The sequence below is a fragment of the Ferdinandcohnia sp. SAFN-114 genome, assembly GCF_059415045.1.
The window spans coordinates 78,280-93,126 of record NZ_JBPFDQ010000006.1; the positions used below are offsets into that span (position 1 = coordinate 78,280).

Below are 14,847 nucleotides of genomic sequence, written 5' to 3' on the forward strand. Positions count from 1 at the left end.
TTAAAAATGAAGTATATGCCCTAAATTTTCCGTACCTTTTGTTTCATCTATTTGAATGGGAATACGGTCAACAATCTCTAAATTATATCCCTCAAGGCCAGCAATTTTTCTTGGGTTATTCGTTAAGAGTTTCATTTTCTTAATGCCTAGATCTCTAAGGATTTGTGCACCAATCCCATAATCCCTTAATTCCGGTAATCCCCCTAGTTTTTTAGAAATTTCAGCAGAGTCATGTCCTTCTTCTTGGAGTTTATAAGCACGCATTTTATTAATTAAACCAGGTCCTCTACCCTCTTGACGCATATAAAGGAGGATTCCGGAACCCACTTGCTCGATTTGGCGCAATGCTGCATGAAGCTGTGGTCCACATTCGCATTGCTTTGAGCCGAATACATCCCCAGCTATGCATTCCGAATGTACTCTAACTAATATCGGTTCTGTTTCACTAATCTCACCTTTTACAAGTGCAATATGTTCCTTATTATCAATAAGACTGGTGTATCCAATCGCTTTAAAGTCTCCATATTCTGTTGGAATGGTTACTTCAACTTCTCTTTTAACCAATTTTTCTTTACGATTTCGATATCGAATTAAGTCTTCAATCGTAATCATTTTTAAGTTAAATTCATCTGCGATCTTACGTAAATCAGAAACTCTAGCCATTGTTCCGTCTTCTTTGACAATTTCACAAATCACTCCCGCAGGCTCTGCACCTGAAAGCGCGGCTAAGTCAACAGCCGCTTCGGTATGACCGGCTCTTCGAAGTACTCCACCTTCCTTAACAATCAAAGGAAAGACATGACCTGGTCTTTTGAAGTCGGACGCTTTAGACTCCGGATTAAGTAACTCCATTATTGTTGTTGAACGTTCGATTGCACTAATACCAGTTGTAGTTGTTTTATGGTCGATACTCACTGTAAATGCAGTTCCATGTGGATCCGTATTGTGCGCCACCATTGGCTCAAGATTTAGTTTTTTCGCTAAAGTCTCTGTAATGGGAGTACATACGAGTCCACGTCCATGTGTGATCATAAAATTAATAACCTCTGGGGTTGCTTTATCAGCAATCGCGATAAAATCTCCTTCATTTTCACGATCTTCATCATCACATACAATAATTACTTTTCCTTGTTTTAGTTCTGCAAGTGCTTCTTCGATTGGATCAAACATTGAATTCCCCCCTTTTGTTATTTAAAGCCATGTTCTTCTAAAAAGCTTGCTGTAATCTTTGTTTTAGTTGAGTTTCCTTTCGCAAAGGACCTTTGCATAAATTGACTGACATATTTGCCAAGCATGTCACACTCAATGTTTACAATGTCTCCTACTCCTTTTTTTCGCAAAATTGTTTCTGTTAGAGTATGAGGTATGAGCGAGAGAGTAAATGTATTTTTCGTTAGCCCAAAGATCGTCAAACTCGTTCCATCAACGGTTACTGATCCTTTATAAATCATGAACTCGATAAGTTCTTCAGGAATTTCGATTTCATAATACACCGCATTCCCTTTGGGCTCTTTTCGAACAATTTTTCCGATACCATCCACATGTCCTGAAACGATATGTCCTCCAAAACGCCCATTTGCAGACATTGCTCTTTCGAGGTTGACATCATCATTGCGTTGCAAATCACGTAACGAGGTTGATTTAACCGTCTCAGGCATCACATCAACCGTGAATCCATCTGATGTAAATTCGGTCACCGTTAGACAAACCCCATTAACGGAAATACTATCTCCAAGATTCACATCATCAAGTATTTTTCTAGCTTTAATAACCATTTCAACCGAATCCTGTGATCCATTTATCGCCTTAATTTTCCCGATTTCTTCTACAATTCCTGTAAACATTCTTTCACCTACAATACCGGTTCGGCTATGATTTTTACATCTTCTCCAAGCTGTTCGACCGATGTAATTGTTAATTGTAATGAATCATCAATCGATTCAATTCCAGAGCCACCAATTGCCGTTGGTGCTTGCTTGCCACCAAATAGTTTTGGTGCTAAATAAACGATAACCTGGTTAATCGCTTTTTCCTTTAAAAAGCTGCCATTCACTTCAGCTCCACCTTCCACAAAAATTGAGGTGATCCCTTCTTCACCTAACCTTGTTAACATGGTGCTGATAGCTAAATTAGCCTCTTGTAATTGAATAATTCGAACACCTTTTTTTCCAGAAAACTCGTTTATTTTCTCCTGGTTTACTTGGTTGGAAACAATAATCCATGTCTCTGCTTTGCCGTCATTTACAATTTGTGAATCCAGTGGAGTTCGTAATTTTGAATCCAAAATAACACGAATAGGATTTTTCCCCGTACCATTTGGAAGTCTAGTTGTTAAGCTTGGGTTGTCCATAAGTACCGTGTTAACACCAACAAGAATGGCATCATGTATACTACGATATAAATGAACGTCTTGTCTTGCAGCGTCACCTGTTATCCACTTGCTCTCACCAGTAACGGTCGCTATTTTTCCATCAAGAGTGGTAGCAGACTTTAGTGTTATATATGGTCGCTTTTTTTCTAAATAGTGAAAAAAGACTGAGTTTAATGCATCAGCTTGTTCCTTACAAACCCCAACCTCTACTTCAATTCCTGCTGCTTTTAGTTTGGCAATGCCTTTTCCAGCGACGAGTGGATTAGGGTCTGTGGTTGCAACTACAACTCTTTTTACCTTACTTGTTATTAACAAATCTGCACAAGGTGGGGTTTTCCCATGGTGACTGCATGGCTCCAATGTGACATAAGCAGTTGCATTTTGAGCCTTTTCTCCTGCCATCCTAATAGCATGTACCTCTGCATGAGGTTCTCCCGCTTTCAGATGTGCTCCGATTCCTACAACTCGTCCTTCATTTACAATAATTGCACCCACAACAGGGTTTGGAGTGGTTTGTCCGACCCCCGCTTTTGCTACATTTATCGCTAAATTCATATAATCCTGATCTCTCATTTTACTACGCTCCTTTCTTTTATCTTTTACTTATTCGGGAGTTTCTATCTTAGTTACCAAAATAAAAAAGACCTCGGAATACAATCCGGGGTCTGATAGATGTAATCAAGTAACACAATATGTACTTTTGCCCAACACAAATAAGGGTATAATGAGCAAATTTTTTCACATACCTGTACGTACCTAACATCCTTCTCCCATCCAGACTTTAACTGTCGGCCTTGGATTCTCACCAAGTCCACCATTTTAAATAAGAAACCAAAACCTTGTTTCTTATGGCGAAAGGGCCAACCAACATAAAATGCGGCATTAAAATGGGTCACGGGCTTAGAACAAATTGTTCATTACCGTCGGTAAGGAATTTCACCTAACCCCGAAGGAAAATATTTAATTAATAATAATTTTTAGCGATTTAAAACAGTATAACATAAAGTATTATTATTTTGTCGAATTATACGCTTCTGCATTCAAAATTATCACTTATTCATAATATTTAACCAAAATTAGACAATAAACAACCAATAAATGACTCCCCAAGCCAAAGATAATAATAATAGAACAAAAAAAACTGTCCATTTTCCTTTTCCCATGTAGTTTCACCTCAAGCAATATTATAGGACAATAAAAGAAAAAGACACAACAAGTTTCACTTGTTGTGTCAAAAATCTACTTTTTTATTCTTCCCAAACTTTAACTTCTTTCATAATATCGCCTTGTTTAATGCGATAAACAGACTCTAAGCCTTCAATCACCTGACCAAATACTGTATGTACTCCATCTAAATGAGGTTGTGGCTCATGTACGATGAAAAATTGGCTTCCACCAGTATCTTTTCCAGCATGCGCCATTGATAACGCTCCAGCCACATGTTTATGTGGATTTCCTTCAGTTTCACACTTTATAGAATAACCTGGTCCACCAGTTCCGTTTCCGCGTGGGCAACCACCTTGTGCAACAAAGCCTGGAATTACACGATGGAATGTAAGGCCATTGTAGAAACCTTCGTTCGCAAGTTTTTCAAAGTTTGCTACTGTTCCAGGTGCTTCATTTGGATATAACTCAATTACAATTTTTTCTCCATTTTCGAATTCAATGCTTGCTTTTTTCATTTGAAACCTCCGCTCATTTTCTTTCGTCCATATGTATTGAACGAGTTCATTTTACTATAAATGGTTCTAATAATCCAATACGAAAGAGGGGAGATTTCCTAAATACGAGTCAATAAGATATTTATAATTGAGAATAATGTATAATAAGTACGATGGATACCTTGTTTTTCTACAAATAAAGGAGGAACTAGTTTGAAAAATAAACGTATACTCTCATTTTTACTTGTATTTTCACTCATTTTTCCATCACTTAGCTTCGCTGACGCTGTACCTGGAGATGTGATTATTACACTTGGTCAAGACTTAACAGAAACTCAAAAAGAAACAATTTTAAACGAAATGAACGCACCTGAGAACCCACAAATTGTGGTTGTTACAAATGAAGAAGAACACCAATACCTTGGTCAATACATTCCAAAGGCTAGAATTGGCAACAAGGCCTTATCCTCTGCTTCTATTACCATTGGAGAAAAAGGATCTGGATTAGATGTAACGATAACGGAGCATATCACCTTAATTACAGAGGAAATGTATGCAAATGCATTAATTACAGCTGGAGTTAAAGATGCAAAAATCTTTGTAACCGGTCCAGGTAATGTTTCTGGAACCGCTGCACTAACTGGAATTATTAAAGCATATGAAGTTTCCTCTGATAAAGCTATTCCAGAAGAAGTGAAGCAGATTGCAAACGAAGAAATGGTAGAAACAACAAAATTAAGTGAAAAAATTGGAGCGGAAGATGCTGCGGCATTAATGGCAAAAATAAAAGATGAGATTGCAAAAAATGCTCCCAAAAACGATGAGGAACTCAGGACTATTATCGTTAATGCAGCCAATGACTTAGGAATCACACTAACTGATGCTGACATAACAAGATTAATGGAGTTGTTCAATAAGTTATTAGAACTCAATATTGACTGGAATCAAGTTGGAGAACAACTAAATCTAGCTAAAGAAAAGCTAACAAATTTTCTTGAGTCTGAGGAAGGGCAAAGTTTTCTAGATAAACTAAAAGAATTCTTTGTCAATCTCATAGACGCTATTAAAGGTTTGTTTAAATAATTGGCAATAAATAAAAACCCACGAAAATAGTGGGTTTTTTATTTACTGTTTATTCAACTACTTTTGATTTTAATGGAACGTCTAATCTTACAAGATCCTCATAGCTTTCACGTTGAACTACTAACTGTGCTTCTCCATTCTCAACAAACACAACTGCAGGTCTTGGAATACGGTTATAATTATTAGCCATTGCGTATCCGTATGCCCCTGTACAGAACACCGCTAACATATCATCTGAACTTGCTTTTGGTAATGGTAAATCCCAAATTAGCATATCCCCGGATTCACAGCATTTTCCGGCAATCGATACAGTTTCCTCTACTGGATCCTGTACACGATTAGCTAAGACAGCCTCATATTTCGCCTGATATAATGCAGGTCTAATATTATCCGTCATGCCTCCGTCAACAGCAAGGTATTGTCGAATATTTGGAACTTCTTTTCGTGAGCCTACAGAATAGATGGTTGTCCCCGCGTCCCCTACAATCGATCTGCCAGGCTCAATCCAAATTTCTGGTATATCGATGGAAAGGTCATCTGCATGTTTCTTTACTTCCCCAATGATTGCTTCTACGTACTCTGATGGTGGTAGTGGTTTATCTTCTTCGGTGTAGCGAATTCCAAAACCGCCGCCTAAATTTAATACTTTAGGTGTAAAACCGAAGCGATCTTTCCATTCCTTGAGTTTACCAAACATCTTGCCTGCAGCAACCAAAAACCCTGTTGTCTCGAAGATTTGTGAACCAATATGAGAATGAATACCTAATAAATTTAAAGATTCTGACTGAAAAGCAAGCTCTACGGCCTTGTCTGCCTGTCCATTTTCTAGTCCAAATCCAAATTTCGAATCATCCTGACCAGTTGTAATATAATCATGAGTGTGTGCTTCAACTCCAGGTGTTACACGTAATAAAATCTTTACCGTTGTTTTATTTTCAATACAAACTTGCTCTAATAATGAAAGTTCATAAAAGTTGTCAACAACAATACAGCCAATCTTATTTTTTATCGCCATATCTAGTTCTTCATAGCTTTTATTATTTCCATGGAAGTGGATTCGTTCTACTGGGAATCCTGCTTGTAACGCAGTAAATAATTCTCCGCCAGAAACGACATCTAGGGAAAGCCCTTCTTCTTCAGCTAGCTGAAACATCGCAATTGTTGAAAAGGCTTTACTCGCATACGCAACCTGTGCAGGAATACCTAATCGGTTGAATGTTTCAAAGAAACCTCTTGCTCGCTCTCTGATAAGTGCTACGTCATACACATATAAAGGTGTTCCGTATTGTTTTGCTAATTCTACTGTGTCAACGCCACCAATTTCTAAGTGGTTTTTTTCATTTACCTTGCTTGTTCCATGTAGATACATCTAATTCCCCTCGTTTCTGTAAAGTACTCATCAGAGCCTTTTTCGTTAAGCACACTTTCGTGCCACACCATCATTAAAGAAGAAAAGACAGCTGATATAGTCATCAGCTGTCTATCCCTTCTTTAACGCTGTGCTATATGAAAATTAGATTAACACAACGTATAATATGGTGCAACTATTGTTTGAAAGGTTTTTGAGGATGTACAATACTCGGTCTTAGTTTTGCCCCAGGAACTGATGTTCGAATGAAGATTTGTAATAAAGCTTTTGCATTAAATGGTAAAAATGGCCATAAATATGGTGTGTTAAGAGAACGAATATTCGCTAAGAACAAGAAATAGAGTGTACAACCTATGACAAAACCTGGTGTTTTAAATATGGCTACGAGTATTAATAAGAACAATCTTGCTATCTTATTCGCAGCACTTAATTCATAGCTTGGTGTTGCAAATGTTCCAATCGCAGCAATCGCGACATATAGAATAACCTCTGGAACAAACAAGCCAACATCAATTGCAATTTGACCAATTAAAGCAGCTGCAATTAATCCCATTGCGGTAGATAATGGGGTTGGCGTATGTATGGCCGCCATCCTTAAGAATTCAATTCCCATATCAGCGAGAAATATTTGAACTACGATCGGTATATTCGATTTCTCATTTGGACCAATATAATCAATTGCTTTTGGAATCATGTCAGGTTCTAATACTAATAAAAACCAAAGCGGCAAAAGAAAGATTGATGCTAAAATTCCAATAAATCTTGTCCATCTCAACAATGTACCAACGGCGGGAGCTTGGCGATATTCCTCCGCATGCTGCACATGATGAAACATTGTAGTTGGAGTAATAATGACACTTGGAGATGTATCAACCATAATCACAACATGTCCTTCAAGTAAGTGAGTTGCTGCTACATCTGGACGTTCCGTATATCGAACTAATGGATAGGGATTAAAACCTTGATTAACGATAAATTCTTCAATCGTCTTATCTGCCATTGTTAATCCATCGACGTTAATGCTTTTTAGTTCTTTTCGAATAATGTCCACTAAGTCTGGGTTCGCTACATCTTTAATATAAGAGATGCATATATCCGTTTTCGATCTTTCTCCAACTTGCATAATCTCATGGCGAAGTCTCTCATCTCTTATCCTTCTTCTCGTTAATGCACAATTGACAATAATGTTTTCTACATAGCCATCACGTGAACCTCGAATTACTTTTTCAGTATCGGGCTCCTGCGGTGTTCTTCCTGGGTAACTTCTTACATCTACGGCTAATCCAGAGTCTTCCCCTTCGACTAAAATAAGAATGAGCCCTGAAAGTAATTGATCTACTCCCTCGTCTAAGTTCTTAATTGTACTTACCTGTTGATGTACAAGCCGGTTTTCAATTACGTTGAAAGCTTGATTTACGTTCGTTTCTTTATCATTAACATTAACTAGTTCCTTTAAGAGTTGAACGATAAATTGAGTGTCGCAAAGTCCATTTAAATAATAAAGATGAACATCTTTCTTTAAAATTTTTATTTTTCTAACTCCGATATCAAAGCTTCCCGTACCCATGCCTATATGTGTTTTAAAAAAATGATCATTTTTTACTATATCAGGAGAGATTGGAGTTTTAGTTGTCGTTGTTTCCTTTCCGATCGTAACCACTCCTTTCGAGTATTAGATCCACTGCCTTTCTTGTAATTGGGGCACCAATTTTAATATCATCCTTACGTGCCATTTTTCCAATATCTCCAATACCCACAATTATTGGAACATCCAGTTCGTCTAGACAATATACGGTATCTCCGTTTATTCGACCAATGTCAAATTCAGTTAACCCGCTCTTGTCTACACCGTATTCCGTTAGATTACCGTCCCGGTCAATACATATATCAACCTTTGCCCATTCTGTTTGATGCGTTTTCGATGCTACTGCAATAATGCCTAATACTTCAATTTTCGGATGCGTTGCGACAAACTTTAATGCATGCTCGCCAGCACCTTCACCCAAATACCCACTATCATCAAACATCACAAAAACAGGGTCATGGGGGGATTGAAGGATGTATTCCACCATTTCATTTCCTGTTAAGGTGGTTGGATTTCCTTGTGAATTAGAAATACACCGTCCTCCCACCTCTTTTGCAATATATTCTAATGTTTTTTGTGCATATTCATCGCCATCTGTTACTAGAATGACTCTTCTTCTAGTTTCGTCCATATATGCTATCCTTTCGCTCTGAAGATCAATGCAACTAAGAAAGAGAACAATATTGCGGAGGATATACCAGCAGACGTCAATTCAAAGATTCCCATAGCGATTCCTATAAAACCATGATCCTCTGCACTTTGCATGGCACCATGTAAAAGGGAATGACCAAAGCTCGTAATTGGAACAGTTGCACCAGCGCCTGCAAATCTTATTAAATTGTCGTATAAATCAAATCCATCTAAGATTGACCCAAGTACGACAAAAATACTCATTACATGAGCAGGTGTTAATTTTGCAAAATCAAGTAAGAGTTGTCCTACAATACATATTGCTCCTCCGACTAAAAAAGCATATAAATATTCCATATCTTACTCACCACCCTGTACTCTTTCCAAAACAACACCATGTGCGATTGTAGGAATTGTTTCTTTTTGTTGTATCATGGTTGGGCTAAGGAGTGCACCCGTTGCAACAATGAAAACTTTATTTAAATTGCCGCTAATTAATTCTTTGACAATATGTCCATAGGTTACAATTGCTGAACACGCACAACCACTTCCACCCGCAAAAACTTCCTGGTCTGAATGATACAACATAAGCCCACAATCATTATATTTATTACCTAAATCATAGCCTTCTTCTTTAACCATTTCCTTCAAAATAGGGCTTCCTACACCTGATAAGTCACCAGTGACAATCAAATCATATTCATCTTGATTGATATTTAAATCCTTAAAATGTCGAATGATGGTATCTGCAGCAGCTGGTGCCATTGCAGAACCCATATCAAATGGATTTGTTATTCCTAAATCCATGACCCTTCCAATTGTTGCAGATGTAATTCGGATTGGACCTTTCTCTTTACTTACAAGAGCTGTTCCCCCACCGGTAGCTGTAAATGTTGCAGAATCAGGCTTTTGTCCACCATATTCAGTTGGATATCGGAATTGCCTTTCTGCTGTCGCATTATGACTGCTAGTAGATGCTAGTATACGGTTTGCAAATCCGGCATCGACTAATGCTGATCCAACAGCCAGTGTCTCCATAGATGTGGAACAAGCACCAAACATACATATTAGAGGGATTTGGTGGTGTCTCGCTGTATAGTTTGTCGTCACGTTTTGATTTAACAAATCACCTGCTAAAAAGAAATCTATATCATCATTTGTTAAGTTTACTTTTTGCAGACAAGAATCAACAGATTCAACCATTAGTCTTCTTTCAGCTAATTCCCAAGAATCTTCACCACAATGCAAATCATCATATTTTATATCAAAACTAGCGCCTAAAGGACCTTGACCTTCTTTTGGTCCAACCGCCGTACCCGTTGAATTTAAATAGATTTGGTTTTTATATACCCATGTTTGTTTTCCAACTAGCCTCATTAAAGTCCACTCCTTGCAATCATTCAAGAAATTGTGAGCCTAAAGAAGTATCGAATAATCCCCACAATATACGCAGAAACAGCTCCAAATACGATAACACTTCCTGCTAGCTTAAACATATTTGTGGCGATCCCTAATACGATACCTTCACTTTTATATTCCATTGCGGCACTCGTCATCGAATTTGCGAAACCTGTTACAGGAACTGCAGACCCCGCTCCTGCAAACTGACCAAGTTTATCGTATAGACCAAAGCCAGTTAGCAAGGCAGAAATTAATATAAGGGTTGCTACAGTTGGATTTCCAACATCCTTTTCTGAAAAGTGAAAGACCGTCATATAGAAATTTTGGATTCCTTGTCCGACACAGCATATCGCTCCACCTACAAGAAATGCTTTAAGACAATTAATAAAGTATCGTGGCTTTGGCTGGTACTTCTTAATACTATTTTTATAATCGTCTTTGATCTTTTTCTTAGTAGCCACTTTATGTTCACTCCTCGCGTGCAAAATATAAGAATATGTTATTTTACAAAATAGATCCATTGGAACAAGGACCCAACAATTTTTCCGAAAACAATCGCCATGACCAATATTACGATTTTATTTTCAATCCCAATTCTTTTAGCTAATATCGGAAAAACATTCAGTACCTCAGTAAGAGCAGCAGCCAACATACCAACGAATATCCCACTCGCTAATCCCACTGGAAGTACTACCAGATCCCATAAATAAAAGATCTGATCATTTAGAGTAAACCAGCTACCGAATACAGCACCGAGCACTACACCCCATTCATAAAAACGAATGAATTTCATCGTTTTCGTTAATTGTGTAAGCCTTGGGATGATCCCTAATACTGCCAAAAAGGCAACAAAACCTCCACCAACCGCTAGTCCACTTCCTAATCCAAGAAAGATAATAAGAAGGACCTTAATTGTCATCGACGTGCTTCATACTTTCTTTATTTTCTGTAATAATGAGATAGTTATCTAAATCCTGTTGGTAATTAAACATTTCTACTTCAAGTGGACTTGGTTCTTCGTTAAGACGTTTGCGGAAGAAGTGATTAAAAAATAAAATCATCCCTAGACCTAAACCTATTGAATACGGTATTTGGAAAAGCAATGGTTTTAGAACCTCATCACCAGTAATCATAGTATAGATGCGAATATGAACCTCCCTCATCGATACATCTTCATGGAAATTCATCATGGTAAGTGCAGCTCCAACAAATAATAAAAACCAAACGGCCACAAATAGTGCAGGTGTAAACCTTCTTTTCTTTATGGCAATTTCAATGATTGTTTGTGCAGGCCCTACCGTTTGAACATCAATTTGGGGAAATTGTCTTCTAATCTGATCAATCACCTTCATTACATCAATGACAACAATGTTTTTGTCTTTTTTACTTACTTGATGAATGACGATATTTTTAATTTCCTGTGCAACCTTTTCTTCCGCACTAATCTGTACGATTTGTCCTATTTTTATTGTTGCATTGGGTTGTACTAGTACGCGATGGCGCATTCGGAGATAAATTGATTTTTCCATCTCTTTCACACCCTACACATTGTTTTCCTTATATATGTAGTATGTTAAATCTTTATCTTCTAATGCGATTAGACAGCAAACTCCAAGAATTACCACGGCTTAATTAAATGAGAAAAAACAAAAAACCGAATGGATTAAACGTCCATTCGGTCTTTCATTTGCTGCAATATTTTTTTCTCTAGTCGGGATACTTGAACTTGGGATATACCAAGCCTCGTCGCGACTTCGGATTGGGTTTGATCCTTGTAATAGCGGAGGAAAACGATTAGTCTCTCACGCTCGTCTAACTCGCGAATTGCTTCTTTTAAAGCAATCTTATCAAACCATTTTGTTTCATTATTATCTGCTATTTGATCAAGTAATGTAATTGGATCACCATCATTTTCATATACAGTTTCATGTATAGATGAAGGTGCTCGACTTGCCTCTTGTGCTAAAACAACATCTTCGGGAGTAATTTCCAAGTACTCGGCTATCTCTGCAATCGTAGGAACCCTACCAAACTGCTTTGACAATTCATCCTTGGCTTTTCGGATTTTATTTCCGGTCTCCTTTAAGGAACGACTCACCTTTACCGTTCCATCATCTCGTATAAAACGTTGGATTTCACCGATAATCATTGGTACAGCATAGGTTGAAAATTTCACGTCATATGATAAATCAAATTTATCAACTGACTTCAAAAGTCCAATGCAGCCTATTTGAAACAAATCATCTGGTTCATAGCCTCGATTTAAAAACCTTTGTACAACAGACCAAACTAACCTCATATTCTTTTGGACGATTAAATCACGTGCTTCCTGTCGTCCTTCTTGACTGAGTTTGATTAGATTCTTAACTTCATTATCTTTTAAATACGTTTCACTTTTGGTGTTCTTGACCTCCACATCCATTGGCAAGTCTCCTTAATTGCATAACGCTTTACTCTTTGATAAATGCTTTGTTAGCCGTAATGTTGTACCTCTAGCTGAACCTGTTTCTACATCAAACTCATCCATGAAATTTTCCATGATTGTAAAGCCCATACCCGAGCGTTCGAGTTCTGGCTTTGTTGTAAACAATGGCTGCCTTGCTTCCTCGAGATTATTAATTCCAATTCCTTCATCTCTTATGGTGATATATACAGTACTGTCTTCAATTTTGCATGAAATATAAACAATCCCGCTTGGGTCACTTTCATATCCATGAATAATTGAGTTTGTTACGGCCTCAGACACAACTGTCTTAATTTCTGTGAGTTCGTCTAAGGTTGGATCGAGTTGTGTAATAAATGCTGCTACTGCAACACGAGCAAATGATTCGTTTTGGCTTAGTGCAGAAAACTGAAGGTGCATTTCGTTTTTCATTACGCCACCCCCAATGACTGAAGCGCAAACGACTCACTACGCTCTAATCGAATGATTTTGAAAAGTCCTGACATTTCAAATAAACGTTCGACCTGCGGAGAAATTGAACAAACAACCATTTCTCCACCTAAATTTTTTATTTGTTTGTATCTTCCTAAAATGACACCTAATCCTGAGCTATCCATAAAAGTAAGCTTTTCAAGATTCAATAAGATGTGATTAATTTGATTACTTTCAATCGTATCTGTCACCTTTAATCGTAATTCTTCAGCTGTATGATGGTCTAGCTCACCTGTAAGCCGAATACATAACACATTGTGTTTTACCTCAAGTTCAATACCAAGACTCACTTTACAATGCCTCCTTAAAATCGTATAGTGAGTCTTTTCGCTATTTACATGGTAGAATCCTTCTAGATGACAAAACTAGTGTTCATTCGGCAAAAAAAGTAGGTATTTATTAAAAGAAAAGGATTCCTTATGGAGTTCTATTAAACGACCCCATTGTACGCTTAAATAATTTCCACCAACTAGCAGCATCAATATCTTTGTCCGCAACAAGAGGGCTTTCACTTAATACTTTTCCATCTTTTTTAATTACCAATTTTCCAATATCGTCACCTTTTTTAATCGGCGCATTTAGCTTTTCAGCGACAACCACTTCTTTTTGTACATCATCAACTTTTTCACCTTTTTTCGTTAATAGTGAAATTGGTTCTGACGTAACAAGCTTTATCCTTTTTTCACTACCCTTACTTACCTTTGCTTCAGCAACTTCCTGATTGCGTTCATATAAAGGATGTGTCTTGTACTGACTAAATCCAAAATCAAGCATTTTTGTTACTTGTGCATTACGATCTTTTGGTGTTGGGGCTCCAAAGATAACCGAGATCAGACGCATATTTTCCTTTTCGGCAGTAGCTGTTAAGCAATATTTTGCCTCTGTTGTAAAGCCAGTTTTTAAGCCATCCACACCTGGATAGAATCGGACAAGGCGATTGGTATTAACTAGCCAAAACTTATTTTCAGTGTTTTGACGTAAATAATCCTCGTATTGACCCGTGAATTTAGTAATATCCTCGTATTTTAGCAATTCCTTTGCCATGATTGCCATGTCGTGGGCAGAGCTATAATGATTTTCCGCAGGAAGGCCAGTTGGATTTTGAAATAAAGTATTTTTAAGGCCTAATTCCTCCACTTTTTTATTCATCATTTCAACGAAAGCTTCTTCAGAGCCTGCTATCTTTTCTGCCATGGCTACTGATGCATCATTTCCTGAACCGATTGCAATTCCTTTTAACATTTCTTCAACCGTCATTTCTTCGCCTGGCTCAAGGAAGATTTGTGATCCACCCATAGATGCGGCGTGTTCACTTGTTCTAACTTTCTCAGAATAGGTGATACTACCTTTATCAAGAGCTTCCATGATTAACAGCATTGTCATGATTTTTGTCATGCTCGCAGGGGAAAGCTTTTCATCACTATTTTTCTCGTAAAGTACCTTCCCTGTATCACGTTCAATAAGAATTGCAGATTTTGCATTATTCGCTAAATCAACAGTTGATTCCTGTGCGGAAGCGAAAGGGCTAAAAGTAAAAATTATCAGTGTTGAAATTAACAGACTAAATACGCGTTTCATCTCCAAACCCTCCATTCTTTATACCTTCCCATTTTTTCCAAGAAATTAAAAAATATACAAAAAATAAAAAAGAGGCTGGGACAAAACCCTCCTCTGAACTGAAAAAGCCTGTGAATTTTTACTATGAGTAAAATTTCACAGGCTTTGATTATTTTTAAATAAAAAATAAGGACATTCTTTGTTAAAATTAAGTTACCACACAAAATCCAAACAGAAAGAAGTGTCCTTATGTTT

The 14,847-nt window shown here is 37.5% G+C and carries 17 protein-coding genes and 1 riboswitch; of the genes, 1 reads left to right on the forward strand and 16 read right to left on the reverse strand.

Features of this window, described 5'->3' with window-relative positions; genetic code table 11:
* From ACR65M_RS03420 to ACR65M_RS03435, 4 genes are all read right to left on the reverse strand, one after another.
* Positions 1-1,170: a bifunctional 3,4-dihydroxy-2-butanone-4-phosphate synthase/GTP cyclohydrolase II gene (locus tag ACR65M_RS03420; RefSeq protein ID WP_440272528.1), complete on the reverse strand. Its 1,170-nt coding sequence runs from the start codon at positions 1,168-1,170 to the stop codon at positions 1-3.
* Positions 1,171-1,187: 17 nt separating this feature from the next.
* A complete protein-coding gene (gene ribE, locus ACR65M_RS03425; protein WP_341330990.1) occupies positions 1,188-1,844 on the reverse strand; it encodes a riboflavin synthase in 657 nt (218 codons plus the stop codon).
* Between the two features lie 8 nt (positions 1,845-1,852).
* Positions 1,853-2,944 (reverse strand): bifunctional diaminohydroxyphosphoribosylaminopyrimidine deaminase/5-amino-6-(5-phosphoribosylamino)uracil reductase RibD, encoded by a 1,092-nt coding sequence (gene ribD, locus ACR65M_RS03430; protein WP_341330989.1) that lies wholly within the window; start codon positions 2,942-2,944, stop codon positions 1,853-1,855.
* 185 nt (positions 2,945-3,129) lie between these two features.
* Positions 3,130-3,329, reverse strand: a riboswitch (FMN riboswitch).
* A gap of 289 nt (positions 3,330-3,618) precedes the next feature.
* On the reverse strand, positions 3,619-4,053 hold the full coding sequence (locus ACR65M_RS03435; protein ID WP_341330988.1) for a peptidylprolyl isomerase: 435 nt from the start codon (positions 4,051-4,053) through the stop codon (positions 3,619-3,621).
* Between the two features lie 192 nt (positions 4,054-4,245).
* Here ACR65M_RS03435 and ACR65M_RS03440 point away from each other — a divergent pair, with 192 nt between their 5' ends.
* On the forward strand, positions 4,246-5,115 hold the full coding sequence (locus ACR65M_RS03440) for a DUF1002 domain-containing protein (RefSeq protein WP_341330987.1): 870 nt from the start codon (positions 4,246-4,248) through the stop codon (positions 5,113-5,115).
* 49 nt (positions 5,116-5,164) lie between these two features.
* Here the strand turns inward: ACR65M_RS03440 and lysA are convergent, their stop codons facing one another.
* The 12 genes from lysA to ACR65M_RS03500 form a co-directional block, all read right to left on the reverse strand.
* Complete coding sequence (gene lysA / locus ACR65M_RS03445) at positions 5,165-6,484, reverse strand: diaminopimelate decarboxylase (RefSeq protein WP_341330986.1); 1,320 nt, start codon at positions 6,482-6,484, stop codon at positions 5,165-5,167.
* Positions 6,485-6,659: 175 nt separating this feature from the next.
* Positions 6,660-8,102 (reverse strand): spore germination protein, encoded by a 1,443-nt coding sequence (locus tag ACR65M_RS03450; protein ID WP_440272529.1) that lies wholly within the window; start codon positions 8,100-8,102, stop codon positions 6,660-6,662.
* Positions 8,103-8,109: 7 nt separating this feature from the next.
* Positions 8,110-8,700 (reverse strand): stage V sporulation protein SpoVABEA, encoded by a 591-nt coding sequence (spoVAEA, locus tag ACR65M_RS03455; protein ID WP_341330985.1) that lies wholly within the window; start codon positions 8,698-8,700, stop codon positions 8,110-8,112.
* A gap of 5 nt (positions 8,701-8,705) precedes the next feature.
* Positions 8,706-9,056 (reverse strand): stage V sporulation protein AE, encoded by a 351-nt coding sequence (spoVAE, locus tag ACR65M_RS03460; protein ID WP_341330984.1) that lies wholly within the window; start codon positions 9,054-9,056, stop codon positions 8,706-8,708.
* A gap of 3 nt (positions 9,057-9,059) precedes the next feature.
* On the reverse strand, positions 9,060-10,076 hold the full coding sequence (gene spoVAD, locus ACR65M_RS03465) for a stage V sporulation protein AD (RefSeq protein WP_341330983.1): 1,017 nt from the start codon (positions 10,074-10,076) through the stop codon (positions 9,060-9,062).
* 23 nt (positions 10,077-10,099) lie between these two features.
* Positions 10,100-10,561 carry a stage V sporulation protein AC gene (gene spoVAC, locus ACR65M_RS03470; protein WP_341330982.1) on the reverse strand — a complete coding sequence of 154 codons (462 nt, stop codon included), beginning with the start codon at positions 10,559-10,561 and terminating at the stop codon, positions 10,100-10,102.
* Between the two features lie 38 nt (positions 10,562-10,599).
* Complete coding sequence (locus ACR65M_RS03475) at positions 10,600-11,019, reverse strand: stage V sporulation protein AB (protein ID WP_341330981.1); 420 nt, start codon at positions 11,017-11,019, stop codon at positions 10,600-10,602.
* Complete coding sequence (locus tag ACR65M_RS03480) at positions 11,009-11,629, reverse strand: stage V sporulation protein AA (protein ID WP_341330980.1); 621 nt, start codon at positions 11,627-11,629, stop codon at positions 11,009-11,011. Before ACR65M_RS03480 ends, ACR65M_RS03475 begins: the two co-directional genes overlap by 11 nt.
* A gap of 134 nt (positions 11,630-11,763) precedes the next feature.
* A complete protein-coding gene (gene sigF / locus ACR65M_RS03485; RefSeq protein WP_099351763.1) occupies positions 11,764-12,522 on the reverse strand; it encodes an RNA polymerase sporulation sigma factor SigF in 759 nt (252 codons plus the stop codon).
* Between the two features lie 12 nt (positions 12,523-12,534).
* Positions 12,535-12,975, reverse strand: coding sequence for an anti-sigma F factor (gene spoIIAB / locus ACR65M_RS03490; protein ID WP_341330979.1), 441 nt, complete (start codon positions 12,973-12,975; stop codon positions 12,535-12,537).
* Positions 12,975-13,325 carry an anti-sigma F factor antagonist gene (spoIIAA, locus tag ACR65M_RS03495; protein WP_099360595.1) on the reverse strand — a complete coding sequence of 117 codons (351 nt, stop codon included), beginning with the start codon at positions 13,323-13,325 and terminating at the stop codon, positions 12,975-12,977. Before spoIIAA ends, spoIIAB begins: the two co-directional genes overlap by 1 nt.
* 127 nt (positions 13,326-13,452) lie before the next feature.
* Positions 13,453-14,613: a D-alanyl-D-alanine carboxypeptidase family protein gene (locus tag ACR65M_RS03500; RefSeq protein ID WP_341330978.1), complete on the reverse strand. Its 1,161-nt coding sequence runs from the start codon at positions 14,611-14,613 to the stop codon at positions 13,453-13,455.
* Positions 14,614-14,847: the final 234 nt, after the last annotated feature.

Coding starts and splice junctions, on each gene's coding strand:
- ACR65M_RS03420 (WP_440272528.1), bottom strand. CDS start 1,170: ATGTTTGATCCAATCGAAGAAGCACTTGCAGAACTAAAACAAGGAAAA.
- ribE (WP_341330990.1), bottom strand. CDS start 1,844: ATGTTTACAGGAATTGTAGAAGAAATCGGGAAAATTAAGGCGATAAAT.
- ribD (WP_341330989.1), bottom strand. CDS start 2,944: ATGAGAGATCAGGATTATATGAATTTAGCGATAAATGTAGCAAAAGCG.
- ACR65M_RS03435 (WP_341330988.1), bottom strand. CDS start 4,053: ATGAAAAAAGCAAGCATTGAATTCGAAAATGGAGAAAAAATTGTAATT.
- lysA (WP_341330986.1), bottom strand. CDS start 6,484: ATGTATCTACATGGAACAAGCAAGGTAAATGAAAAAAACCACTTAGAA.
- spoVAEA (WP_341330985.1), bottom strand. CDS start 8,700: ATGGACGAAACTAGAAGAAGAGTCATTCTAGTAACAGATGGCGATGAA.
- spoVAE (WP_341330984.1), bottom strand. CDS start 9,056: ATGGAATATTTATATGCTTTTTTAGTCGGAGGAGCAATATGTATTGTA.
- spoVAD (WP_341330983.1), bottom strand. CDS start 10,076: ATGAGGCTAGTTGGAAAACAAACATGGGTATATAAAAACCAAATCTAT.
- ACR65M_RS03475 (WP_341330981.1), bottom strand. CDS start 11,019: ATGACAATTAAGGTCCTTCTTATTATCTTTCTTGGATTAGGAAGTGGA.
- ACR65M_RS03480 (WP_341330980.1), bottom strand. CDS start 11,629: ATGGAAAAATCAATTTATCTCCGAATGCGCCATCGCGTACTAGTACAA.
- sigF (WP_099351763.1), bottom strand. CDS start 12,522: ATGGATGTGGAGGTCAAGAACACCAAAAGTGAAACGTATTTAAAAGAT.
- spoIIAB (WP_341330979.1), bottom strand. CDS start 12,975: ATGAAAAACGAAATGCACCTTCAGTTTTCTGCACTAAGCCAAAACGAA.
- ACR65M_RS03500 (WP_341330978.1), bottom strand. CDS start 14,613: ATGAAACGCGTATTTAGTCTGTTAATTTCAACACTGATAATTTTTACT.